The 23,714-nt window shown below is 62.2% G+C and carries 22 protein-coding genes; 8 read left to right on the plus strand and 14 right to left on the minus strand.

Features of this window, described 5'->3' with window-relative positions; genetic code table 11:
- Positions 1 to 20: 20 nt before the first annotated feature.
- Entirely contained in the window at positions 21 to 1,130 is a 1,110-nt protein-coding gene (locus M0D64_RS01340) for an AGE family epimerase/isomerase (RefSeq protein ID WP_266238272.1), read from the plus strand.
- A 54-nt stretch (positions 1,131 to 1,184) separates the two neighbouring features.
- Here M0D64_RS01340 and M0D64_RS01345 read toward each other — a convergent pair whose 3' ends face one another.
- A complete protein-coding gene (locus M0D64_RS01345) occupies positions 1,185 to 1,460 on the minus strand; it encodes a hypothetical protein (protein ID WP_266256344.1) in 276 nt (91 codons plus the stop codon).
- Between the two features lie 218 nt (positions 1,461 to 1,678).
- Here M0D64_RS01345 and M0D64_RS01350 point away from each other — a divergent pair, with 218 nt between their 5' ends.
- Entirely contained in the window at positions 1,679 to 1,882 is a 204-nt protein-coding gene (locus M0D64_RS01350; RefSeq protein ID WP_007178724.1) for a cold-shock protein, read from the plus strand.
- A 112-nt stretch (positions 1,883 to 1,994) separates the two neighbouring features.
- On the opposite strand, the gene M0D64_RS01355 is transcribed toward M0D64_RS01350, so the two are convergent.
- Positions 1,995 to 3,617, minus strand: coding sequence for a methyl-accepting chemotaxis protein (locus M0D64_RS01355; RefSeq protein ID WP_266256345.1), 1,623 nt, complete (start codon positions 3,615 to 3,617; stop codon positions 1,995 to 1,997).
- 267 nt (positions 3,618 to 3,884) lie between these two features.
- Here M0D64_RS01355 and M0D64_RS01360 point away from each other — a divergent pair, with 267 nt between their 5' ends.
- The gene (locus tag M0D64_RS01360; RefSeq protein ID WP_154557986.1) at positions 3,885 to 4,319 is read left to right on the plus strand and encodes a PaaI family thioesterase; all 435 of its coding nucleotides are present in this window, start codon (positions 3,885 to 3,887) and stop codon (positions 4,317 to 4,319) included.
- 147 nt (positions 4,320 to 4,466) lie between these two features.
- On the opposite strand, the gene M0D64_RS01365 is transcribed toward M0D64_RS01360, so the two are convergent.
- From M0D64_RS01365 to M0D64_RS01405, 9 genes are all read right to left on the minus strand, one after another.
- Positions 4,467 to 5,315, minus strand: coding sequence for an ureidoglycolate lyase (locus tag M0D64_RS01365; protein ID WP_266256346.1), 849 nt, complete (start codon positions 5,313 to 5,315; stop codon positions 4,467 to 4,469).
- A gap of 62 nt (positions 5,316 to 5,377) precedes the next feature.
- Entirely contained in the window at positions 5,378 to 6,121 is a 744-nt protein-coding gene (locus M0D64_RS01370; RefSeq protein WP_266256347.1) for an SDR family oxidoreductase, read from the minus strand.
- A gap of 55 nt (positions 6,122 to 6,176) precedes the next feature.
- The gene (locus M0D64_RS01375) at positions 6,177 to 7,007 is read right to left on the minus strand and encodes an amidohydrolase (RefSeq protein ID WP_266238270.1); all 831 of its coding nucleotides are present in this window, start codon (positions 7,005 to 7,007) and stop codon (positions 6,177 to 6,179) included.
- A 7-nt stretch (positions 7,008 to 7,014) separates the two neighbouring features.
- A complete protein-coding gene (locus tag M0D64_RS01380; protein ID WP_266237810.1) occupies positions 7,015 to 8,055 on the minus strand; it encodes an aldo/keto reductase in 1,041 nt (346 codons plus the stop codon).
- A gap of 174 nt (positions 8,056 to 8,229) precedes the next feature.
- Positions 8,230 to 9,546 (minus strand): UxaA family hydrolase, encoded by a 1,317-nt coding sequence (locus M0D64_RS01385; protein ID WP_054034919.1) that lies wholly within the window; start codon positions 9,544 to 9,546, stop codon positions 8,230 to 8,232.
- Between the two features lie 42 nt (positions 9,547 to 9,588).
- A complete protein-coding gene (locus tag M0D64_RS01390; RefSeq protein WP_266237806.1) occupies positions 9,589 to 9,942 on the minus strand; it encodes a UxaA family hydrolase in 354 nt (117 codons plus the stop codon).
- Positions 9,943 to 9,967: 25 nt separating this feature from the next.
- A complete protein-coding gene (locus M0D64_RS01395) occupies positions 9,968 to 11,023 on the minus strand; it encodes an ABC transporter permease (RefSeq protein ID WP_266256348.1) in 1,056 nt (351 codons plus the stop codon).
- Entirely contained in the window at positions 11,013 to 12,533 is a 1,521-nt protein-coding gene (locus M0D64_RS01400) for a sugar ABC transporter ATP-binding protein (protein ID WP_266256349.1), read from the minus strand. Before M0D64_RS01400 ends, M0D64_RS01395 begins: the two co-directional genes overlap by 11 nt.
- A complete protein-coding gene (locus M0D64_RS01405; RefSeq protein ID WP_266256350.1) occupies positions 12,530 to 13,579 on the minus strand; it encodes a sugar ABC transporter substrate-binding protein in 1,050 nt (349 codons plus the stop codon). The genes M0D64_RS01400 and M0D64_RS01405 overlap by 4 nt, the downstream gene beginning before the upstream one ends.
- Positions 13,580 to 13,889: 310 nt before the next feature.
- Here M0D64_RS01405 and M0D64_RS01410 point away from each other — a divergent pair, with 310 nt between their 5' ends.
- A complete protein-coding gene (locus M0D64_RS01410; protein ID WP_266237797.1) occupies positions 13,890 to 14,678 on the plus strand; it encodes an IclR family transcriptional regulator in 789 nt (262 codons plus the stop codon).
- Between the two features lie 77 nt (positions 14,679 to 14,755).
- Positions 14,756 to 15,301, plus strand: a complete 546-nt coding sequence (locus M0D64_RS01415) for a hypothetical protein (RefSeq protein ID WP_266237795.1) — start codon at positions 14,756 to 14,758, stop codon at positions 15,299 to 15,301.
- A gap of 106 nt (positions 15,302 to 15,407) precedes the next feature.
- Here the strand turns inward: M0D64_RS01415 and M0D64_RS01420 are convergent, their stop codons facing one another.
- Entirely contained in the window at positions 15,408 to 17,900 is a 2,493-nt protein-coding gene (locus M0D64_RS01420; RefSeq protein WP_266256351.1) for a GNAT family N-acetyltransferase, read from the minus strand.
- A gap of 349 nt (positions 17,901 to 18,249) precedes the next feature.
- On the opposite strand from M0D64_RS01420, the gene M0D64_RS01425 reads away from it, so the two are divergent.
- The 3 genes from M0D64_RS01425 (at position 18,250) to M0D64_RS01435 (ending at position 20,965) form a co-directional block, all read left to right on the plus strand.
- Positions 18,250 to 19,140, plus strand: a complete 891-nt coding sequence (locus M0D64_RS01425; protein ID WP_266256352.1) for a LysR substrate-binding domain-containing protein — start codon at positions 18,250 to 18,252, stop codon at positions 19,138 to 19,140.
- Between the two features lie 231 nt (positions 19,141 to 19,371).
- Positions 19,372 to 20,649 (plus strand): type II toxin-antitoxin system HipA family toxin, encoded by a 1,278-nt coding sequence (locus M0D64_RS01430; RefSeq protein ID WP_266256353.1) that lies wholly within the window; start codon positions 19,372 to 19,374, stop codon positions 20,647 to 20,649.
- A 1-nt stretch (position 20,650) separates the two neighbouring features.
- The gene (locus tag M0D64_RS01435; RefSeq protein ID WP_266237786.1) at positions 20,651 to 20,965 is read left to right on the plus strand and encodes a helix-turn-helix domain-containing protein; all 315 of its coding nucleotides are present in this window, start codon (positions 20,651 to 20,653) and stop codon (positions 20,963 to 20,965) included.
- 4 nt (positions 20,966 to 20,969) lie between these two features.
- Here the strand turns inward: M0D64_RS01435 and M0D64_RS01440 are convergent, their stop codons facing one another.
- Both M0D64_RS01440 and M0D64_RS01445 read right to left on the minus strand, forming a co-directional pair.
- Positions 20,970 to 22,571, minus strand: a complete 1,602-nt coding sequence (locus M0D64_RS01440) for a peptide chain release factor 3 (protein ID WP_266237783.1) — start codon at positions 22,569 to 22,571, stop codon at positions 20,970 to 20,972.
- Between the two features lie 319 nt (positions 22,572 to 22,890).
- Positions 22,891 to 23,544, minus strand: a complete 654-nt coding sequence (locus tag M0D64_RS01445; protein ID WP_266256354.1) for a fimbrial protein — start codon at positions 23,542 to 23,544, stop codon at positions 22,891 to 22,893.
- Positions 23,545 to 23,714 lie beyond the last annotated feature (170 nt).

Below are 23,714 nucleotides of genomic sequence, written 5' to 3' on the forward strand. Positions count from 1 at the left end.
CGCGTTTGACCAACCGAACTATGCAGAGCATGACCCCTTTCACCGCTTCGACCATCCCGCTTGCCACCACACTGCGTGATCACTTCACTCACGTCGTGCTGCCGCTGTGGCGCGGACCCGGTTTCAACCCCGTGCTGAAGCTGCCCTACGAAGCGGTCAGCGCCGAGGGTCCCGAACCGTTGCCCGCGGAGCGTTATCGGGCGATGGCGTGCGCGCGACAATTGTTCGTGTTCTCGCAAGCAGGCGATGCAGCGCATGCCCAGGTGCTGTTCGACTCGCTGATGCACGCCTTTCAGGACACGCGCAACGGCGGATGGTTCTATAGCGTGGATGCGCAGGGCGCGCCGCTCGACACGACCAAAGACTTGTACACGCATGCGTTCGTCGTGTTCGCCTGCGCGGAATATGCCGGCCGTTCCGGCAACCGCGACGCGCTGGAAGTCGTGCATCGCACGTCGTCACTAATTCAGTCGCACTTCGCGGCCGACGATGATCTGTTCAACGCCGCACTCACCGCGGACTTCGCCAGCGTGACCGGCACGCCGATCCAGAATCCCTTAATGCACCTCACCGAAGCCTGGTTGGCCGCCCGCGAAGTCACGCGCGACAACGCCTTCGACGCCGCGTTGCGCCGCCTCGCCGGCGCCATCGCGCATCACTTCGTGCATGCGCCGACCGGCTGCGTCGCCGAATTGCCGATTGGCGCGGACGACAACCGTCTGGAACCGGGGCACCAGTTCGAATGGTTCTGGCTGGTCAAGCAGGCGGGTGCGTTGTTCGAAGCCTCAGGTCTCGACGAATCGCTGACGCGCGCGTTCAGCTTCGCGCAGCAATATGGCGTGGACCCGCAAACGGGCGGCGTGTACGCCTCGCTCGACGAAACCGGACGCATCAAGGACGCCACCCAGCGGATCTGGGCGCAGACCGAGTACCTGCGCGCCCTGGCGAGCCATGACGACCCCGCTGCGCACGCCGCGCTGCCGCGGCAAATCGAACTCTTCAGGCAACGCTTCCTGCGTCCGCAAGGCTGGTTCGAATGCAAAACGGCCGCCGGTGATGTGGTGCGCGCCGACATGCCGTCGACCACCCCCTATCACCTCGCGACCGCCTATGACGCCTTGCCGGGCTAAGTGCCGGCCGCCGTCTTCCCGGGCATCGGCGTCAAAAGCCGACTGACCGGTCAATCAGTATTCTTCGCGTTGCCAAGGTCCCCAATCGGCGTCGGCAGTTTTGAATCGCGTGTAGGTCGCGCTGTGTCCGGTGGGGGTATCCGATGTGTCGCCGTGCGGCTTTTTATCGGTGGTGTGAAGGGCGAAAGCCTGGTGCTCTTCGGTATCGACCGTGATACGGCCGACCGGATCCGGGGCGCTTTCTTGAGGTGATTTCGACTCCAATATCGCGAGATAGGGGGTCAAACGACTCCAGAATGAGGTAAGTTCATCTTGCAAATAATGTGTCAATGTTTTTCCTGGAAGAGTAATACAAGCAGTTTACCCTACCGGCTGGGCCCCCTTGGAAAATGGTTTCCGAACCTCAAAAGGGTCCAATCAGGGGAATACCCGAATACTTGTTGATTGGCGTCCATCATAAAGACGTGATACAACTCGTACTTCGCGCTCGATCTCGTGTTGAGAAATAGCGGTCGCGAATGCAACACACAACATTTACTGGATTAAAAATGGCAACAGGTACTGTGAAGTGGTTTAACGATGCAAAGGGCTTTGGCTTCATCACCCCGGACGACGGCGGCGAAGACCTGTTTGCACACTTTTCGGAAGTTCAAGGCAGCGGCTTCAAGTCCCTGCAGGAAAACCAGAAAGTGACGTTCGAAGTCAAGCAAGGCCCGAAGGGCAAGCAAGCTGCGAACATCCAGCCGGCCTAAGTACCTTCCGGTACGTTGAGGCACCCTTAGGCGCTTGCGTCTAATGCAAAATGGCCCGCTTTGGCGGGCCATTTTCTATTGCAGATGCCCTCTTTTTGGGCACGTTCGCGGTCTAGATCGCCCGCATTCCTGACAACGCAAACGCCGCCGTTTGCCCGCGCAGGTCGTCCATTTGTTGCATTCGCAACACAGTCTCAGAAATTTCGAACACGGAAACGGCGTCCTTCAATTGCTGCGTCTGCTGATGCAGCGAGGCTGCCGCTGCGGCGGCTTCCTCGACGAGCGCCGCGTTCTGCTGCGTCATCTCGTCCATCTGCACCACCGCCTGGTTGACCTGCTCGATGCCCGTGCTCTGCTCGAGCGACGATGCGCTGATTTCCGCCATCATCTGCGTGACGCGCGAAATCGACGCGGAAACGTTGCTCATCGCCTCACCGGCATGCTCGACCAGCGCCGAACCGCCCTGAATTTCGGCGACGGATTCGCTGATCAGCGTCTTGATTTCCTTCGCCGATTGCGCGCTGCGCTGGGCGAGCCCGCGCACCTCGCCCGCCACTACGGCGAAGCCACGGCCCTGCTCGCCCGCGCGCGCCGCTTCGACGGCCGCGTTCAGCGCGAGGATATTGGTCTGGAACGCGATGCCGTCGATCACCGAAATGATCTCGGCGATCTTGTCCGAGCTTTGCGCGATGCCGCGCATCTTGTCGACCACCTCGTTGACCACTTCGCTGCCGCGCGAGGTCGCCTCCAAGGCGGTTTCGGCGAGGGCATTGGCTTCACGGGCGTGATCGGCGTTCTGGCGCACCGTGGCGGTCAATTCCTCCATGCTCGACGCGGTTTCTTCGAGCGATGCCGCCTGGTTTTCTGTACGTGCCGACAGATCGGCGTTGCCGGTGGCAATTTCGTCGGCGCCGAGATGAATCGAGTCAGCGGATTCGCGCACGGTTTGCACGGTGCGCGCCACGCTCGCCTGCATTTTCGCGAGGCCCGAGAAGAGGCGGCCGATCTCATTGGTACCGCGCGAAGCGATCGGCTGGTCGAGACGCCCTTGCGCGATGCGGTCGAAGTGACGGCCGGCTTCTTCCAGCGGCGCCACCACGCACTTACGGAGCGCTGCGTACACGCCGAATGTGCCCGTCACCAATGCCAGCAGGATCGCGATGCTGACGGCGCGGAACGTGGCCATGCGGGTGTCGATCGAATCGAGCGACGCGCGGCTCGCGGCGGCGCCGAATTGCACGAAGTTGTGCGACTCCGCGAGGTACGCGTCCTGGAAGCCTTGGGTCGGCTGGTCGAGAAAGGCCTGGATATTGTTCGAGTCGAGAAACTGCACCAGTTCCGCAAGCGCGTCGTGCAGCTTTTTGTAGCGCTCGGCGAGCGCCGCAGCGCGGGTGCTGTTTTCGTCGCTGGTCTTCTGCGCGCTCATAAACGCGCCGAACGACTGGTCGGCCGCCGTCAGCTGTTCGCGGGCATGCTGCACGATGTCGGCCGGCTCGGCGCCGCCGCGCACCATGCGCGTACCCGCCCGCGACAGGTTGATGCGCGCATCCATCAGATGCTGGGTCGTTTCATTGACCGCGTCCACCTGCTTCAAGGCGATATTCGACAGATCACCCACGTCGTCATGCGTGCGCGTGAGCGACCAGAATCCCAAACCCACCGTGACAAGCTGGAAAACGCAGAACGCGGCCAGAACACACAACAGGCCGGATGCGACCTTGATCTTGCTGAACATCGTGAACACCTAAAGCAAAGAATGACGGGACCTACGTCAGGGTTAACGGCAAGGCCAAACTTTGCTTGAGATCAATGTCGTCAAAAATCGTCTTACGTCCCCTTTTCATCGGCCAACTTCGCAATTCCCGTCATTTTTCGCAACAATGCTGCGCAGATATTTTGGATTCACCTTGACGCGATGCGTCGGCGCTTCCTAGAGTGGGTAGGGACTGCACAATGGACGCCGGTGCAGATGCCACTGCGGGCTACGCCCGAAGGAATCACAATGACCGACATCCTCGACCGGGCGCGCGGCGCACTGCATGCCCAGCCGTTCAGCATGCTGCTGGGCACCGAACTGATGCACACCGGCACCAACGAACTGACGCTGTGTCTGCCGATCCGCGACGAGTTGCGGCAACAACATGGCTTTGTGCATGGCGGTGTCATCAGTTATCTCGCCGACAATGCGCTGACGTTCGCCGGCGCGCTGTCGCTGGGGCCGAAGGTCGTGACCGGCGAGTACAAGATCAACTATCTGCGGCCGGTGATGAACGGCACGCTGATCGCGCGGGCGAAGGTCGTCTACGCGGGACGCTATCAGGCGACCTGCCAGTGCAATGTGTATGTGATGGACGGGCAGCGCGAGAAACTCGTCGCCGTTGCGCAAGGCACGATCAATCGCATCAGCGAGAACGGCGAGCACGAGCCGGCGGGTTGAACGGAACCGTGCATTGGAGATGGGACGGGCGAGTCATAAGGCTCACACCGGGGTACATAAAAAAACCGCGCCTGCTGGGAAGCAGGCGCGGTTTTTCATTCTGAACGGTGCCAATTGTGCGGCTTACTGCACCGTCTATCGCACCGCTTATTCCGCCGCGTAAGTCTTCTGCGTCTGTTCGCCGAGACCTTCAATACCGAGACGTATCGTCTGGCCTGGCTTCAGATACACCGGATTCGGCTTCACGCCCATGCCGACGCCCGGCGGCGTGCCGGTCGAAATCACATCGCCCGGTTGCAGGCTCATGCACTGCGACACATACGACACCAGCTTCGCGACGCCAAACACCATCGTCTTCGTGCTGCCGTTCTGATAGCGGTGACCGTCCACTTCGAGCCACAGGCTCAGGTTCTGCGGATCGGCGACTTCGTCGCGCGTCACGACCCACGGGCCGATCGGGCCGAACGTATCGAAGCCCTTACCCTTGTCCCACGTGCCGCCGCGTTCGATCTGCCATTCGCGTTCCGACACGTCGTTGATCACGCAGTAACCGGCGACGTAGTCGAGTGCGTTGGCTTCGTCGATATATTTCGCGGGCTTGCCGATCACCACGCCGAGTTCGACTTCCCAGTCGGTCTTCTTCGAGCCGCGCGGAATTTCGACGTCGTCGTTCGGGCCACTGATCGCGCTCGTCCACTTGTTGAAAATCACCGGTTCCGCCGGCACCGGCAGATTCGATTCGGCGGCGTGGTCCGCATAGTTCAGCCCGATGCAGATGAACTTGCCGATCTTGCCGACGCACGGTCCCATGCGCGGATTGCCTTCGACCAACGGCAGCGAAGCCGGATCGAGTGCACGCAGCTTGGCGAGGCTTTCGTCGCTCAGCGCGGCGCCGTCGATATCGCCAACCACCTTCGACAGATCGCGAATCTTGCCTTGCGCGTCGAGCAGGCCCGGCTTTTCCTGGCCTTTCGGCCCATAACGAAGCAGTTTCATCGTTGCACTTCCCTTTCCGTTCAGTGGTATTCGGTTCGTGTTTCAGCGTTGATCAGTGTGCGTCAGTTCGACCAGCCACCGTCGATCACATGCGCGTGGCCGGTGGTGAACGACGATTCGTCGGACGCGAGATACAACGCCAACGCGGCGATCTCTTCCGGCTTGCCGATGCGACCCATCGGCTGACGCGCGACAAAGGCTGCCTGCACGGCCTCTAGCGTCGCGCCTTGCGCTTTGGCCTGCTCAACGATCCGCTGTTCGAGCGACGGCGAAGCCACCGTGCCCGGGCAGATCGCGTTACAGCGTACACCACGTGTAATGAAGTCTGCAGCGACGGACTTGGTCAACCCGATCACCGCGGCTTTCGACGCGCTGTACGCAAAGCGGTTCGGCACGCCCTTCACGCTCGAGGCCGCCGACGACATATTGATGATCGAGCCGCCGCCCTTCTCCAGCATGGCAGGCAAAAACGCGCGGATCATCCGGTACATCGCCTTCGCGTTCAGGTCGAAGGCGAAGTCCCAATCTTCTTCGCTGCATTCGAGAATCGAGCCGGCATGCACGAAGCCCGCGCAGTTGAACAGCACGTCGATCGCGCCGAGTTCGGTGGCCAGCGCCTTGATCGCCGCGTTGTCGCGCACGTCGAGCTTGCGCGCTTCGACCGGCTTGCCGGTGAGTCCGTCGATGCGGATATCGGTGGCGATCACGCGCGCGCCTTCGCGCGCGAACATTTCTGCGGTGGCGAGACCGATACCTTGTCCTGCGGCGGTGATCAGGGCCGTCTTGCCGGCCAGTCTTTGTGTCATCTGCGACTCCAGTTGAATGGGCTTTCTCTTGTGTTCGTAACTCGTCTTCGTCACATCAAAGTCGATAAAACGCAGCGGCGTTGCCGCCGAAAACCGCCTCTCGCTCGGCCTCGCTCAAGGACGCGAGCAAGGTGTTCGCCACTGAGTGCCAGACCTGATAGTCGCCGTTCAGATCGAGCACCGGCCAGTCGCTGCCCCACATCAAACGCGAGGGACCGAATGACTTCAGCAGATGCTCGACATACGGATGAAGCGTTTCTTCGCTCCAGCCGGGCGACGCTTCGGTGACGAGTCCCGACAGCTTGCAATGCACTTGCGGCAACTTTGCGAGCCGAGTGATTGCGTCGGCCCATGTTTGCCAACCCGCGCGACCGTAACGAATCGGTGGCTTCGCGCCGTGATCGACGACGATGCGCAGCGCGGGGAAACGCGTCGCGAACGTTTCGAAAGGCTCGACGTGCCGCGCGTAAATCAACGCGTCGAACGCGAGGTCATGCTCGATCAGTGCTTCGATTGCGGGCGCGAGATCGGGATTCGCAATCCATGTATCGTCGGGTAGATCCTGCAGCATCGGCCGCACGCCTTTGAACTTCGGCTCATGCGCTAGCGCTCCAATCACAGCCGGTGCCGTGGGCAGCAACAACGGCACCCAGCCGACTACACCGGCAATCGATGGCTCATGCCGCGCGATGTCCAGCAAGTAGCGCGTCTCATCGATAGTCGGCGCCGCCTGCACCACCACCGTCCGTTCGACGCCCGCTGCTTCTCGCAGTGGCTTGAGATCGTCGGGACCGAACGGCCGGTACAGGATTTTCAGTTCCGGCGTGAGCCACTCGTAGTCGCCACGAGCGGGGTCCCAGTAGTGCTGGTGAGCGTCGATATGTATCGTCAAATCAATCCTCCGGCGCGGGCGCGCGGCTGTCGAGCAAGCCTTTGTCACGCAACGCGGACCACAGATCCGCTGGGATCGGCTGCTCGAACGACGCGGCGTTCTCACGCAATTCGTCGGCACTGCGCGCGCCGGTCAACACGGTTGCGACCGCCGGATGCGCATACGGAAACTGCAAAGCCGCGGCGGCAAGCGGCACGCCATGCACCCGGCACACCGCTTCCAGCCGCGCGACGCGTTCGATGATTTCGCTCGGCGCATCGCCGTAATTGAATTTCAGATCGCCTTCGACACCGCGCGCCAGAATGCCTGAGTTGAATGCGCCGCCTAACAGGATGCTGACGCCGCGTTGTTCACATGCTGGGAGCAGGTCGTCGAGCGTGGTCTGTTCAAGCAGCGTATAACGGCCCGCGAGCAACGCGCAATCGATATCGAATTCGGCCATCACGTCGAGTATTGCCGCGCCTTCGTTGACGCCGAGCCCGACCGCCTTGACCGCGCCCGAGGAGCGCAGATCATCGAGCGCACGAAAGCCGCCGCCTTCGGTGAGTTGCCGCCAGTAATGGGGGTTCTTGTCGCCATGCGTGACAACGCCAATATCGTGCACCAGCAGAATGTCGATATCGACGATGCCGAGACGCTGCTGGCTGTCTTCGAACGAACGCAGAATACCGTCGTGCGTGTAGTCGAAGATCGCCTGGAACGGCAGCGGGTCTTGCCAGCCTTCGCTACCGTCGTAGGGCGTGGTGCGCGGCACGAAGCGGCGCCCGACTTTCGTGGACAGCACGTATTCACTGCGCGGATAGCCGCGCAACGCGTCGCCCAGACGGTGCTCAGCTTTCGTGTGACCGTAGTGCGGCGCGGTGTCGAAAAAACGCACGCCGGCGTCCCACGCAGCGGCGATAGTCGCGTGCGCTTCTTCTTCGGACAGATCGCGATACAGGCCACCCAGCGGCGCCGTACCGAGCCCCAATCCGGATACCTGCAATGCACGACGGCCGATGTTGCGCCGCTGTTCGATCTTCGAACCGATCTTTGCCGTCATGGACCACGTCTCCTATGTCGACCAGAGTTGGCGCTTTAGCGCTTACTCTGGTCCCATGCAAAGCTGTCGACCAGAGTTGGCGCATCAGCGCTTACTCTGATCCCGTTTATGTTTTAGCACGTGCCGACGATATTTGCCCGCTGCGTGGCCTCGGACTCGTCGCAAATGGACCGCTCAGTGCGGCTCGATCGCGACAACCCGATGCGGCGGTGCGGCGCTCGACGGCAAACAAGCCGGGCCCACTGGTTCGAAAGTCTTGTACGTCAGGATGAATTCCTGATGACCGAGCATTTCCGATTTCGACGCCGCACCGAGCGACACCGCCACAGTTTGCTCGAACACCTCGCGGCCGACTTCGTCGAGCGTGCCGCGGCCTTCGAGAATGCGGCCTGCATCGACATCCATATCGCCGGCGAGATTGCGGTAGGTCGCGGGATTCGCGCACACCTTGATGACCGGTGAAATCGCCGAACCGACCACCGATCCGCGTCCAGTCGTGAACAGAATCACATGCGCGCCGCACGCGATCAGTTCGCCGATTTCCGCGTTGTCGCTAATGTTTGGGAAGCCGAAGCGCGGTTCGCCGTCAGGCACAACGTCGAGAAGATAGAGGCCACCGGTCGGCGGAACGTCGCCGGGTTTGATAATGCCGACAATCGGCGACGCGCCGCTTTTCGCATACGCGCCTAACGATTTCTCTTCCTGCGTGGTGAGGCCGCCGTCCGCATTGCCGACCGCAAAACTGCCATGCCCGAGGATCGAGTAGTAGCGCGCCGCCTTCGCAACGCAAGCGACAATTTCATCCCCGAGTTCCGGCCTCGCGGCACGCGTTTTCATATGAAACTCGCAGCCCACCAGCTCGCCGGTTTCTTCGAAAATGCAGGTCGCACCCGCGTCGATCAGATGATCGAACGCACGGCCCACGGCCGGGTTTGCGGTAATGCCGCTGGTTCCGTCCGAGCCGCCGCAAATCGTGCCGATCACCAGTTCGCTCAGCGCCATCGGCACTTTCTGCTGCGCAGCAAGTTGCTTGCGTGCGTCGCGAATCCAGTCGACGCCGTATTGAATCGTGCTGCGTGTGCCGCCTTTTTCCTGAATCGTCAGGACTTCGACCGGACGGCCGCTCGCGCGCACCACGTCCACAAGGTAATGCTTATTCATGCTCTCGCACCCGAGCGACACGAACAGCACCGCGCCCACGTTGGGATGCGTGGTGAGGCGCTCGAGCATCTTTTCGGCGTACCCATTCGGATAACAACCGGGAAAGCCGATCAGATGCACTGGTGGCTCGCGTTCGGCTGAAGGATCGTCGAACGCGTCGAGCGGTTCGCGAAACTGCGTGACGATCTCGCGCGCAACGTGATGCGCGCACTCGACCAGATAGGCCACCGCAACCACATTGCGGATGCCCTTGCGGCCATCCTTGCGCGGATAACCCTGCAACAAGGGCTGATGCTGCGCGGCGGCGGATGCTACGGAAGTGTCAGTCATGATCATTCCAGCGCGGCGCAAGGCCACGTCAATGTGCTCAATTCAGTGATGGACGAACTCATGGCCCGCGTCGTGCGTATACGTGGGCAGGTAATCGCTTTCGAGGTTGTGCGTATGCAGATGCGCACCGCGCGCCACCGCCTCGGTCACGTGACCGATCACCGCGCCGTAACGCAGCACCTTGTCGTCTTTCGCGAGTTCATGGCGCGCGACCTTATGGCCGAGGTCGATGGTTTTGGTGAACGTCACGCGCTCGCCCTCGATCTCGACTTGCGTGCCCGCATCGAGACGCGCCGCCGCGATCAGGCAGTTATCCGCGGGACTGAGCAGGATCAGGCGTGGGTCGGTTTGCAATGTTTGGGGCGTTTGCGGCGTTTGCGTTGAGCGGCTGGTCAAGTGCGTTCTCCGTTATGCATGTGCATTAGTTCTGGCCTTCACCGCTGGCGAGCCGTGCCACCATCAGCGAGCCGAGGATGATCGCGCCGTAGATCGCCTGAATCCAGAACGACGGCACTTGGGCCAGCGTCAGCAGGTTCTGCACGACGCCAAGCAGCAACACGCCGGTGAGCGCACCGAGCATCGAGCCCTTGCCGCCGTCGAGCGAAATGCCGCCAATCACCGCCGCCGCGAACACCGTGAAAATCATGCCGTTACCCTGGTTCGCGTTGATCGCCCCCACGTACCCGGTCACGATCAGACCGCCCACCGAGGCCAGCATACTGCCGAGCACGAATACCCCCCACGTAATGCGCTCGACGCGAATCCCCGCCGCGCGCGCCGCTTCCGGATTACCACCGATCGCATATAACGCGCGGCCCAGGCGGTGATAGCGCAGCACGAACGCAGCGATGGCAAACGCTGCCGCCGCGAGCCACACCGACAACGGCAAACCGAGCACGATGGTGGTGGCGAGCGAGAAGAACGACGGCGGCATATCGAACAGCGTGCCGCCTTTGGTCGCGCCGACCAGCATGCCGCGCAACACGATCAGCATCGCCAGCGTGACGATGAAGGCGTTCAGCCGCAACCGCACCACCAGGAAACCGTTGACGAAGCCAATCACCGCGCCGACCACGAGGATAGCCAGCAAACCCGCCGCCGCCGGCCATTGCATCCCGAAGCCCGCGGACGCAGCCGGCATCACCAGCATCGCGCCGATAGCCGGCGCAATGCCCACCGTCGATTCGAGCGACAGATCGAACTTGCCGGTCAACACGATCAGCGATTCGGCGAGTACGACCAACGCCAATGCCGCGGACGCCCCCAGCACGCTGATCAGATTCGCCTTCGTCAGAAAGCTCGGGCTCACAAACGCGCCGATCACGAGCAACAGCGCAAGCGCGGGCAGCAACGCCAGTTCGCGCAGCCGGGCGAGTTCGCTGCGAGCACGTTTGCCGCGCGTCGCCTGTGCGACGAGCTGCGGCTGTGCCTGACCTTGCGGGGTGCCGAATGCGGGGCTGGGCACACTATTCTTCATGGAGACTGACTCCTTCAACGGATGCGATCAGGTCGTGGTCTTGCCAACCCGCGGGAAATTCGGCCGCGACACGGCCACGGAACATGACCAGCACACGGTCACAGGTACGCAGATCGTCGAGTTCGCCGGACACGACCAGCACGGCCTTGCCCTCCTCTCGCACGCGATCCACGACTGACAGCAACGCTTCTTTCGATTTCACATCGACGCCTGCCGTGGGGTCGATCAATACAAGCACGTTCGGATCGGTGGCGAGTGCGCGCGCCATCACGACCTTCTGCTGATTGCCGCCCGACAGCCCTGACACGACATGCTCGGGGCCTTGCGCGACGATGCCGAGCGCGTCGATCATCTTCTGACCGAAGGCGTTCTTTTTCGCAGGCGGCGCAATGCCGAATTTGCCGAGCAGGCGCGCGATCGTCATCGAGGCGTTTTCGGCAACCGATTGCGTCAGCACCAGGCCTTCGTGATGGCGATCCTTCGGCACGCAGCCGATGCCGTGCGCCAGCGCAACAGGGACATCGCCAGGCGGCAGCGTCACACCATCCACACTGATCGAGCCGCGCCTGGCCGCACGCAAACCGGCAATCGCTTCGGCCACGCTGGTGCGGCCGCTACTCGTTGCGCCGGTCAGCCCTACCACTTCGCCGCGCTTCACCGTGAACGACACACCTTCGTAATCGGAACCCACCAGATCTTTGACTTCCAGCGCAATGGCAGTGTCCGCCGGCAACGCATCGCGCGCCGCCGCATCGGCGACGGCCAGGCCACCACGCTCGCCGGTCATCGCTTCGATCAACTGCTCGCGTGGCAACGCGGAAACCGGCGCACTGACGATATGCCGCGCGTCACGCAGCACCGTCACCGCCTGGCAGATTTCATAGACTTCCTGCAGGTGATGAGAAATAAAGAGGAACGTCACGCCTTCGCGCTGCAACTCGCTGATGCGGCGGAACAGGCGCTTGATTTCGTCGCCGTCGAGCTGCGCGGTCGGTTCATCGAGAATGATGAAGCGCGCACCGTACGACAACGCCCGCACAATCTCCACGAGTTGCCGGGCTTCCACGCTCAGATCGCCGGCGCGCACATCTTCGCGTACGTCGATCTTCCAATGATCGAGCAACTCACGCGCATCGCGGCGCATGGCGCGCCAATCGATCACGCCCCCGCGTGACGGCTGCCGATTGATGAACAGATTCTCCGCGACGCTCAGATCGCGAATGATCGTCGAATGCTGATAAACGCAGGCCACACGCTCGCGCCATGCATCGCGATCCGCAATCGACGGCGCGGCCGCGCCGCCAAAACGCACCTCGCCGGTATCGGGCTTGCGCAAGCCGGTGAGGATCGACACCAGCGTCGATTTGCCCGCACCGTTACGCCCGACGAGCGCATGCGACTCGCCGGGCATCACGCGGATACTCACGTCTTTCAACGCGGCCGTGGAGCCGAAGCGTTTGGTGACCTCAAACGCTTCGACGACCGGCACGGAGGGCGTCGGCTCGCTCATTTAACGGTGTTGCCCCACAACGCTTTGTCGTCGACATTCGACTTCGTGACGAGCGGTGCGGGCAATTGATCTTCGAGAATGCCCGGCGCCAGCTGGACGATGTTGCTGCCGTGATCCGTCGGGCCCGGCTTGAACGTCTGTCCGGCCAACGCCGCCTTGATATAGAAGAGACCGTATTTCGCGTAGGAATCGGCAGGCTGCGAAATGGTGGCGTCGATATCACCGCGACGGATGGCCTCGAACTCCTGCGGAATGCCGTCGTTACTGACAATCACGACGTGCTTCGCATCGCCGGCCGGAAACAGCATCTGCTTGCGGCGCAACGTTTGCAGCGTGGGCGACAGATAGACACCACCTGCCTGCATGTAGATTGCCTTCACGTCAGGATTCGCGGTGAGCAGACTGTCGAGCGCGGTAGCCGCGACATCACCCTTCCAACTTGCCGGAATCTCCAGCAGCGACAAACCCGGGAAGCCCTTCAGACACGAGCGGAACGCTTCGGACCGGTCGCGTCCATTCACCGACACCAGGTCGCCCATGATCTGCACGACCTTGCCCGACTTCACATGCTCGCCGATGTACTTGCACGCTTTCTCGCCGTAGGCGCGATTGTCGGCGCGCACCACCATCGCCACCTTGCCTTGCGTCGGCGCGACGTCGACGGCGACCACCGGCACGTTCTTCGACGATGCTGCATCGAGCGCGCGACTGATCGCAGCCGAATCCAGCGGGCCGACCACGATGCCCTTCGCACCGAGGTTCAGCAGGTTGTTCATGTCGGTGATCTGCTGGGCCGGATCGCCGTTCGAATTGACCGGTGCGAGGATATCGATGCCCATGTCCTTCGCGTACTTGGGCAGATAGTTGTTGTACGACTGCCAGAACGGCGACGTGAGAAGCGGCAGACCGAGGCCGACCTTGCCGGCGTCAGCGGCGTGTGCCGCACCGCTGACGGCGAGGCCGGCGACGCAAGCTGCCGCCGCAACGGCGAACAGCGAACTCTGGAACAAACGGCGAGCCGGGTGCGGCCCTTTCGCGAACGACATGGTTGTCTCCTGTGTCGGTCCGGAGTTAGCGCTTTAGCGCTTACTCCGGCCCCATGCATGCGTTGTGGGAACTGCGTGAACCCGCCATGCGAGTGGTGGGCACTTGGTCCTGCGCTTTCTTATGAAGTATTGGTGTGCGTTCATTCACCAATGAACGTATTATTCATATACGGACTTTTCGAAGTCAAGCGATGTGCACTGCAGCACATCTCGGTGTTTCCCCTGGCGCAGTGCCACCTCGCGCAAGATTCGCCCCGCACTTACACTCACGCGCCAGATAATGAGAACAACACACGGAACCTCGCTCGCTATGGACGCAGAAGACAAAGACGACGCCGACCGTTACCGCGCCCCCGCGTTGGACAAGGGCCTCGACATCCTTGAACTGCTCGCCGAGCAGAAAGAAGGGCTGACGCGCGCCGAAATCACCAAGCTGCTGGGACGCAACGCGAGCGAGATGTACCGGATGCTGGAGCGTCTGGTCGCACGGCAGTACGTGGTGCGCTCGGCGGCGGGCGACCGTTATTCGCTGAGTCTGAAGCTGTATGCACTCGCGCATCGTCATCCGCCGATGAACCGCCTGATCTCCGAAGCGCTGCCGCTAATGCAGCGCTTTGCCGATGCGGCCGAGCAATCGTGTCACCTTGTGGTGTACGACCGCGGCAATCTGCTGGTGATCGCTCAAGTGGACGGGCCGGGCACATGGGGCATGTCGGTGCGGCTCGGCTCGCGGGTCGGCCTGATCGATACGGGTTCGGGCCGCGTGATGCTCGCGTTTCAAAGCGTCGAGCAGCGCGACCAGATGCTGGCCGAACACACCAAGGTGAAAGGCGAAGTCACGATCGATCGTGACGCGTTGGAACAGGCATGCGAGCGGATTCGCGCGGCAGGTTTTTCGCAGAAGGACAGCCAGCAGACGTTCGGCGTCACGGACGTCACGTTCCCGATCCAGGGGCCGTCAGGCCAGGCGATCGCGGTGCTCACTTGCCCGTACTTGCGGCGCATCGACGAATACGTTGCGCCGACTCTGGAGGCGGCAACAGCGCTGCTGCGCGAGACAGTGCAGGCGCTATCGATGTTTCGGGAAGAGGCCGTTTAACGCACATGGTTTAGAATGGCGACCCTTTCAAAAATCACGCCGCAGGGGTCTCCTCATGCGCGCTCAACGATCAAGCAATGGCGAAACTTCTGACCGATTCCGAATTCCTGCGTTTTTCCGAACTCCAGCAGAAGCAGTCGAGCTTCACGATCACGCCTGAAGAAGCCGACGAACTGCGCGACATCGTCGCTCATGCGCAAAAGCGCCGTGACGACCGCGCAGCAGCGATGCACAGCATCGAGACCTTCATTCAGCAATTCGACATCAGCCCGGACGAGCTGTTTTCGGCCGAGCAGATCGGCGACGCCGCGCGCACCTTCGGTCTGATTCCGGCTGCGAAGAAAGAGCGCGTACTGCCGCCGCAGTTCACGTTCAACGGCAAGCCGTATCAATGGACAGCGCGTCCGCTGCCGGACGACATCCGCGTGCCGCTGTTCGACGCCTTCAAGGCGGGTGAATCGGTGAAGTCGTTCATCGCGACGCTGAAGGACGCGAACCGTTGCGCGGCGACGATCGCGCGTCTGGAACGCGAAACCGGCGCTGTGTACGCTGAGGCGCTGCTCGAAGAGTTGTCCGTGACCCGCACGCAGGTCGACGAAGCTGCGACGAAGCTGCCGGCTTAAAGACTGAAGTCACAACGCCTGGGGCCGCGAATCGCCGCGGCCTGGCGTCATAGTCATAGCGGGCGGTCTTGTGTCTGTGAGCTTCGGCAAGCGCCGTCCCGCCAACTTAACCTTGCGCCGGTTCATCCAGCGCCATCCTGAAGCCGACCACGCCCGGATCTTCCGTCGGCGTGATGGTGAAGCCGCAGGACTTGGCTAGCGCAATCATCGGCGCGTTCTCCCGCAACGCCTCGCCGACCAGCCAGTGGGTGCCGCGTGCCCGCGCATACTTGATGATCCGATCCATCAGCAATTGTCCAAGGCGCCGGCCTTTCTGGTCGGAGCGCACCGCGGCGGCGAACTCGGCTGTCTCGTTGTCGGGATCGGCGACGGCACGCACAACGCCGAGCGTGCGCGTAAAGCCGTCTTCGCTGGTGACCGTCGCGATGAGTGCCATTTCGCGGTCGTAGTCGATCTGCGTCATGCGAGCGAGCTGCGAGTGATCGAAGCTGCCCACTGCGCCAAAAAAACGCAGGCGTAAATCTTCCGGCGTCATTGCTTCCACAAAATCGTGGTGCGCGGCTTCGTCTTCTGGTCGGATCGGCCGGACCGTCACACGTAGACCCTGCCAGTCGATCGTCTCTTCGAAACGGCGCGGGTACGGCACGATCGCGAGCCGGCTGCGTGTCGACGCGAGGCTGAGGGTAGGCTCGACTACCACCACGTGGTCCTTGAATACGCACAGCGTCAACGCCAGGCCGACGATCTCCTTGACGTCGCAGACCGCCTGCGAAAGCGCCGTCAATGCGGTTAATGCCGGCTCGGGATCGATCAGGCGCGCGTAGCGCGAGTGCATGACCATGTCGCGCGCGAGCATCGGATTAAGTGGCGGCAAGCCGTAGAGGCGCAGCGGCTCGGACACGCCATCCGCAGAAGGCGCGGTGAAGCGGAAGACGGGACCGAAGTTGTCGTCGTCGTGAAGTTCGACGGCGATGGCGACAACCGGCTTGCGCGACTGTGCGGCGACCAGTTCCTCGCAATCTGTCTGTGCCGGCGCTGCGGCTGATTGCTGCGCGGCTTGTTGGGTTAGCGCTTGCGTCGATCCTTGCGTAGCGCCTTGCGCCGAGGATCCTTTCGTCAGGTCGCCCCTTTGCGTTTCGACCCTCAGCCCAAAACGCTCAAGAAACTGTGCCGCTGCCGCCCCAGTTAGTTGGTGCTCACCTGCTGCAAGCGCGGCGCGGGCCTGCGCCTGAGCGGCGTCGATTGCTTCGGGTATCTGCGCCGGCAAACCTTCCGGCGTCTGCATCAGCAACTCGCGTCCCATCCGGTAGTCGACCAGACGCGCAAAAGCGCGCGCAAGCCGCTGCGGCGTCGTATGAACCGGAATGCCTTGCGCGTGCAGCGCGTCGCGGGTCGCCGCGTCCACGCCGCCGAAAAAGCACGCGAGTAGCCCGCGATACGCGAAGCGCTGATTCGCGATCAATGCCTGCGCGACCTCACCGACCGGCGCGCCATGCGTCGACGCGTGGACCACGAAGGCCGTGCCCGTGCTGCGATGCTCGGCGAGCAGCTTGAGCGCGGTACCGAAATGCTCGGGACGCGCATCGTCGCCGAGTCTTAGCGGGTTGCCGGCCACCGCGTGCGGCAGCGCTTCGCTTAGCGCCGCATCCGCTTCGGCGGGCCACGGCGCGAGCGTGTCGCCGGCGGCGGCGAAGGCGTCGCAGGCGAGCGTGGCGAGGCCACTGTCGCTGGTGATCAGCGTCGCCGTCGCGCCTGCCGCCACCCGGCCCACGCCGAGCGTTTCGATTTCATCGAGCAGATCGTCGAGCGAATCGACGCGCACCATGCCCGCGCGGCGGAATGCAGCCGTGTACAGCGCGTCGGCCGGATCGGCGCGGCCTGAGCGCAACGCCAGCACTGGCTTGTTGCGCGCCGCCGCGCGAGCCGCGGACATGAATTTACGCGCGGCGCGCACCGTATCCAACTCCAGGAGGATCGCGCGCGTGCCGGGATCGCTCGCCAGATAGTCGAGGACGTCGCCGGCATCTACGTCGGCTTCGCCACCCAGCGCCACGGCGTGCGAAAAGCCAAGGCCGCGCGCATGCGCCCAACCGAGCACAGCATTCGTCAGTGCATTCGACTGCGACACCCATGCCACACCACCCGCCTTCACCGTGCACGACGGCGCACCGAAATGCGCGTGCAGCGCCGGCGACACCACTCCGAGACTGCCCGGCCCGACGATCCGCAGCAAATGCGGCCGCGCCGCCGAGAGCGCATGCCGGAGCTGCAAGCGGTCCTCATCGCATCGCACCTCGCCGACGATGATCGCCGCGCGCGTGCCCAGGCCGCCGAGCTTGTGGATGATGCCGGGCCACGTGTCGGGCGGTGTGCAGATCAGCGCGACGGTAGGCGCTTGCGGCAAATCGCCGACATCGCCGATGACCTTGCGTCCGCCGAGCGTCTCGTATTTCGGATTGACCGGCCAGATGGGGCCGTCGAAGCCGCCTTCCAGCACACGCGCCCACACCATTGCGCCGGTGCTGCCCGGCCGCTCGGAAGCGCCGATCACAGCGACGGATTTAGGGCGGAACAGGGCGTCTAGGTTGCGAACGGTCACGGGCGCTCCAGCGGAGTGTGAAGTAGGCACGGCGGCCAGGTGGCGCGCGTCTTCGTCAGGATAGGCGAAGTCGAGGGCTTGCGCGGCTGCGGTTCTGAAAACGCGGCGTGACGTAGACGAAATCCCGCTTGATCCGCGCCAACGCACGCCAGAATTTTTTTAGCGCGATCAGGCAAAATATCGAGCCTGAATGCGACAATCCTATGGATGCCCGAACAGTCCGTTTGCCTTTGAAACATGCGGGCTGATTGATGGCGGCATGGCGCGTCAGAGACAACGCGCGGCACGAACATGGATTCCGCGAGCAGGCACGCCTGCTCCGAACGAACAAAGAGACAGAAGGTGATTTATGCGGCGCTTGCCATCGCTGATCGCGTTGCGCTTCTTTGAAGAAACAGCCCGGCACATGAGCTTTAACCGTGCGGCCACGGCGCTGTGCGTCACCCAAGGCGCGGTGAGCCGGCAGATCAAGCTGCTCGAGGAATCGCTCGGCGCGAAGTTGTTTGAGCGCGATCACAAGGGTATCCGGTTGACGCCCGCCGGGCTGCAATTCCTGCCTTGCCTCTCCGAGGCCTTCGACACCATCGAGCGCGGCTTCCGTCAGATCACCGCAGCCAAAGGGCGGCGGCGTCTCGTCGTCGCCGTGCCGCCCACCTTTGCGACGCAGTGGTTCTCGCCGCGGCTCGGTTCGTTGGGAGACGAATTGCCCGATGTCGAACTGTCCGTTCGTACGTCGCCCACGGAAGACTGTCACTGCGTCATCCGCTTCGGCCGAAACGCACTGGCGGGTGCACATTCCGAATTGCTGATGACGGAGCGCCACGTACTGGTCGGCGCACCGGGTCTGCTCAGCGAATCACTCGACATGCTGCTCGAACACTTGCCCGCGCTGCACGTGCTGCATAACGACGCCCGCCTGGACCTATGGCCGAACTGGCTGGCGAAGGCTGGCCTGCCCGCACGCTACGCGGAAAACGGCATCGAGTTTTCTACGCTGGAGCAGGCGATCCGCGCCGCGCGTAAAGGCGCGGGGCTGGCGGTGGTCGATCGAAACATGATCGTCGAGGAACTGGCGGACGGGAGTCTCGCGCGGTTTTCCGATGTTGAAGTAGCCGGGCCGTATGGCTACTGGCTCGACGTGGCGCAACGCCACGCGGCGCTTGAACATGTGCAAGCGTTTGCAGGGTGGATGCGGGAAGAGGTTTTGAAGATGATCAACAGTCCTCATGGGGTCCACTAAATCGCTTAAAAGCCCAAGCGAGGGTCGTAGCGTCGGCAAGCCGCTCCCCACCCGGGGCAGCGTACGCTCACAAACACAGTTACGCGACATGCGACTAAGCGACTACCGTAACGGTGACGATCTGTTCTGGCGCAATCCAGCCACTGATTCGGCCAAAAAACGCTTATAAGAAGCACATAAGCAATTGTTCGCCTTATCGTGCTACATTTATGAGGCACAAGGAGTTGCCTCATGGATTGCACCCTACAGATATTCCTGGACGATCGCTGGGTCGACTGCGCGCAGATCGAACTCAACGGCGGCCTTTGCCAGTGGAATCACCTGGTTGAGTACGCCATCGAACACCCAAACACCTCAGTGTCACTGGCTGAGCCTGTAGATCTGGATATCCGCGCAGCCCAGACCCTGCCCGCGTTCCTCTATGACCTCGTCCCACAGGGGGGCGGCCGTCGCTTCCTGCTGGGTGAGCTGGAACTACCGGATGGCCCTGACGCGGATTTTCCGCTGATCTGCGCGGGCGCCTTCAATCCGATTGGCCGGATCCGCGTTGCCGAGGCCGTCAACTATTTTGACGCGCACGTGGGGCGGCACGCGGACGCGCGTGGTCTGCCCGGCCTGACGATCGACGAAGTCGTCGTTCGCAGCGCGGATTTCGCGGAAAGAATGTTCCTGCACGGGATGCTGGGCACCGGCACCACAGGGGTTCAGGGCGCGGCGCCGAAATACCTGCTAACCCGGGACCGCGCGGGCCTGCTGCATGGTGATGCCATCCTGCCTGATGCCGATGCCACGCAGCACTTGATCGCGAAACTGCCGCGCGGGAATAGCGCGGCCGACGACAAGGTCCTGCGCAATGAAGCAGCGTACATGCGGGTGGCTGCCGCGTTGGGTATCCGCACGCACGCGGATTTGCCGACCCTTCACGGAGACGTTCTGCTGGTTCCGCGCTTCGACCGGATCGCGCGCGACGGGAAAGTCGTGCGCCTCCATCAGGAAAGCGTGGCATCCATTCTGGGGCTACCCGGTTTTGACCAGCGACCGAGCCTCTTCGAGGTCGTGGCCGGAATCCGCAAAGTTGTGAGCGATCCAGCAGCCGAAACGCTCGAATTCATCAAGCGGGACGTGCTCAATCTGGCGATGCGCAACACGGACAATCACGCGCGCAATACGGCTGTGCAACTGGTCGAAGGCAGAGTTCAGCTCACGCCCCTGTTTGACTTCGCGCCGATGTACCTCGATCCCGAGTTGATCCCACGTGCATTGAGGTGGTATCGCCCGAACACCCGGGCTGAGCTGATGGACTGGACCGACGTGCTCGCGGCGTTGCCTGTACCTGACCACGAGCGCCGAATGCTCGCCGCGGAGTTGAGCCGGTTTGCCGTACAGATCGAACGCCTGCCCGACACCATGGCAGCGCGGGGGGTCGATCACGACATCATCGAGTTCCTGACGCAGTACATCGATACACAGGCCCGACAACTGAAAGCTCTTCAACCCTTAGAGGCCTAGCATGCCCCGTCGGATTCGCCCCACCCGTGAAGAGCAGAACGCCCTGCGCCGCGCTTTCTACGAAAGGATCGCCCGGGGCGATATGACCATTCCTGATGCCATGAAAGCGATGCGCAAGATGACGGGCCTGACCCAGGCGGAATTCGCCGCGCACCGAGGCGTCAGCCGCCGAGTCATCCAGGACATCGAGCGCGGGACCGGGAATCCGACCGTCGACTCGCTTAACAGCGTTGCGAAGCTTTTCGGCCTGCAGGTCGGATTCGTCCCAATCAGGCGAAACGAACCCGCTTCACCGACCTCAATTAGCGGCCTATGACGGCTTACATCGCCTTCTTGAACGGCGCGCCCGAATGCTCGCGCAGTTCATTAAAGACAATCTTCGGCCACGCCTTCTGCGCGACTTCAATCTCCGACACATGCGATGCCAGATACGTCGGCGCATCCGATGCATCGAGCGCAATCCGCGCCGCGTACGAATCCGTGAAACGGCGCAGTTCGGCTGCATCGTCACACGTCACCCAACGCGACATGCGATAGCGCGCCGGCGCCATCCGCACGTCGACCTTGTATTCCGTCGACAAGCGGTGCGACACCACTTCGAACTGCAGTTGACCCACCGCGCCAAGAATGATCAAACCGCCGACTTCCGGACGGAACACCTGAATCGCGCCTTCCTCGCCGAGCTGCTTCAGCGCTTCGCCGAGTTGCTTCGCACGCATCGGATCGACCACTTCGACCGTCTGGAAAATTTCCGGCGCAAAGAACGGCAAGCCGACGAACTGCAACAGCTCGCCTTCAGTCAGCGTATCGCCGAGACTCAGCGTGCCGTGATTCGGGATACCGATGATGTCGCCCGGATACGCCTCGCTGACCGTCTCACGACGCTGCGACAGGAACGTCACCACGTTATTCGCGCGGAACGTCTTGTTCGTGCGCGTCACCTTCACGGCCATGCCGCGTTCGAAATGCCCCGAACACACGCGAATGAACGCCACGCGGTCGCGGTGCGCGAGATCCATGTTCGCCTGCACCTTGAAGACGACGCCGGTGAACTTCGGCTCGTCCGGCATCACCGGACGTTGCACCGTCATCCGCATCGACGGCGGCGGCGCCAGATCGACCAGCGCGTCGAGAATTTCCTTCACGCCGAAGTTATTGATCGCCGAGCCGAACAGCACCGGCGATTGTTGACCCGCGAGGAACTGTTCGCGATCGAAATCAGGCGACGCGCCGGTGATCAGGTCGATTTCTTCTTTCGCCTTGACCCAGCTATGGCCGAAGCGACGTTCGCCTTCTTCGTCGCCGAGCGCTTGCAGCGTTTCGACGTCGCCGCCCGCCTTATCCTGCCCGGCGCGGAACAGGCGCACCTGATCGCGCTGGATGTCATAGACGCCTTGGAATTCCTTGCCCATGCCGATCGGCCAAGTGAACGGCACGGCGGCGACACCCAGATGCTGCTCGATTTCATCGAGCAGTTCGAGCGGCTCGCGCACTTCGCGGTCGAGCTTGTTGATGAAGGTGACGATCGGCGTCTTGCGGCTGCGGCAGACTTCGAGCAGCTTCAGCGTTTGCGCTTCCACACCGTTCGCGCCGTCGATCACCATCACGGCGGCGTCGACCGCCGTCAGCACACGGTAGGTATCTTCGGAGAAGTCTTCGTGGCCCGGGGTGTCGAGCAGGTTGATGACGGCGTCACCGTACTCGAACTGCATGACCGAACTGGCGACGGAAATGCCGCGCTGCTTTTCGATCTCCATCCAGTCCGAGGTCGCGTAGCGATTGCTCTTGCGGCCCTTCACGGTACCGGCGATCTGAATCGCGCCCGAGAACAGCAGCAGCTTTTCAGTAAGCGTGGTTTTGCCCGCGTCCGGGTGGGAAATGACCGCGAACGTGCGGCGGCGTTTGAGTTCGGAGACTGACATCGGGTCTGGCGGTCACGGATAGGGGTTCAGGCGGTCTTCGGAAGCTTGTGGCTGCCGGTCTGCCACGTCTTGCGCGGCGGCGCCGAACTGCGAGAGCCGGTCTGAGACCCGCTTCACGCGGCAAGTCCGCCGCGTCGCAACCAGATTACGAACGAGCGTTTGAAAATGCGGGAATTGCCGGCACAGAACAGCGCAGGGAACGAATGATACACGTCATGGGGGCGGACGGCAGGAAATGCGGATTGAGGGGCAGATGCTGTACGGTCCCACGGATTCCCGCGCCGATGCGAAGGGCGGCAGATTGCCGCCCTGTCGGAGACTACTGATATGACATCGTAAAGGTTGCGACGCCGTTGACGGTACCCGCCTTGACTTTCGCGTCCGTCTGGACGTATCTCGCCGAAAGCGGGATGTCCATCGGACCACCGGAAGAGGTGCCCGCCTGCCACTGATTCGTGTTACCCGCCGCTGATGAATCCGGTCCGAACGCGACCGGCGTACCTTGGTTGAGCACCTGGAGCGCGACACCACTCGCCGTTGAGCCGGATTTCAGAGCAAGTGTAGTGCTTGTATTGGCTGGGTTAGCGTTATCCGTCAAAGTAATAAAGACCTTAGTGCCGGCACTCGGGCAATTGAGCGTGATTGGAAAAGACTTCTCTCCAGCGGTAGAACCAATGCCGGTTAGCGCGCTCGCCTTGATGGGGTCCAATGGGACGCTGGGCGATGGACTTGTCACGGTGCACGCGGTAGAACTAATGGACGAGGAGCCAGCTACCTGCGCCACAGAAACCAGGCCGGTCATACTACCGGTTCCTCCGACGTAAAACGTAATCGCATAGCCGCCGGTGCCGTTCAGCGTGAGCGTGCCCAGCTTGGTGATAGGCCCCGTCTTGACCAGTTTGAGCTTGACATACAGTTGACTAGTGAACGTGAGCGCACCATCAGGGACGGTATAGGTGGAGTTCAAAGTCATACCGTCGACCGCTCCGCCACCTGACAGAGACATGGTGTAACCGATTCCCGATATAGACGTCGAGCCGGTCCAATTGGTGGTACTTCCGAAGGGGCCGTTACTCGACCATCTTATCAGTCCGCCTCCGCTACAATTTGCGTACTTCTTGCCAGCTGTTGCTCCGACCACCG

Source organism: Paraburkholderia sp. WS6 (assembly GCF_030464835.1).
In the GTDB taxonomy this organism is placed as follows: domain Bacteria; phylum Pseudomonadota; class Gammaproteobacteria; order Burkholderiales; family Burkholderiaceae; genus Paraburkholderia; species Paraburkholderia madseniana.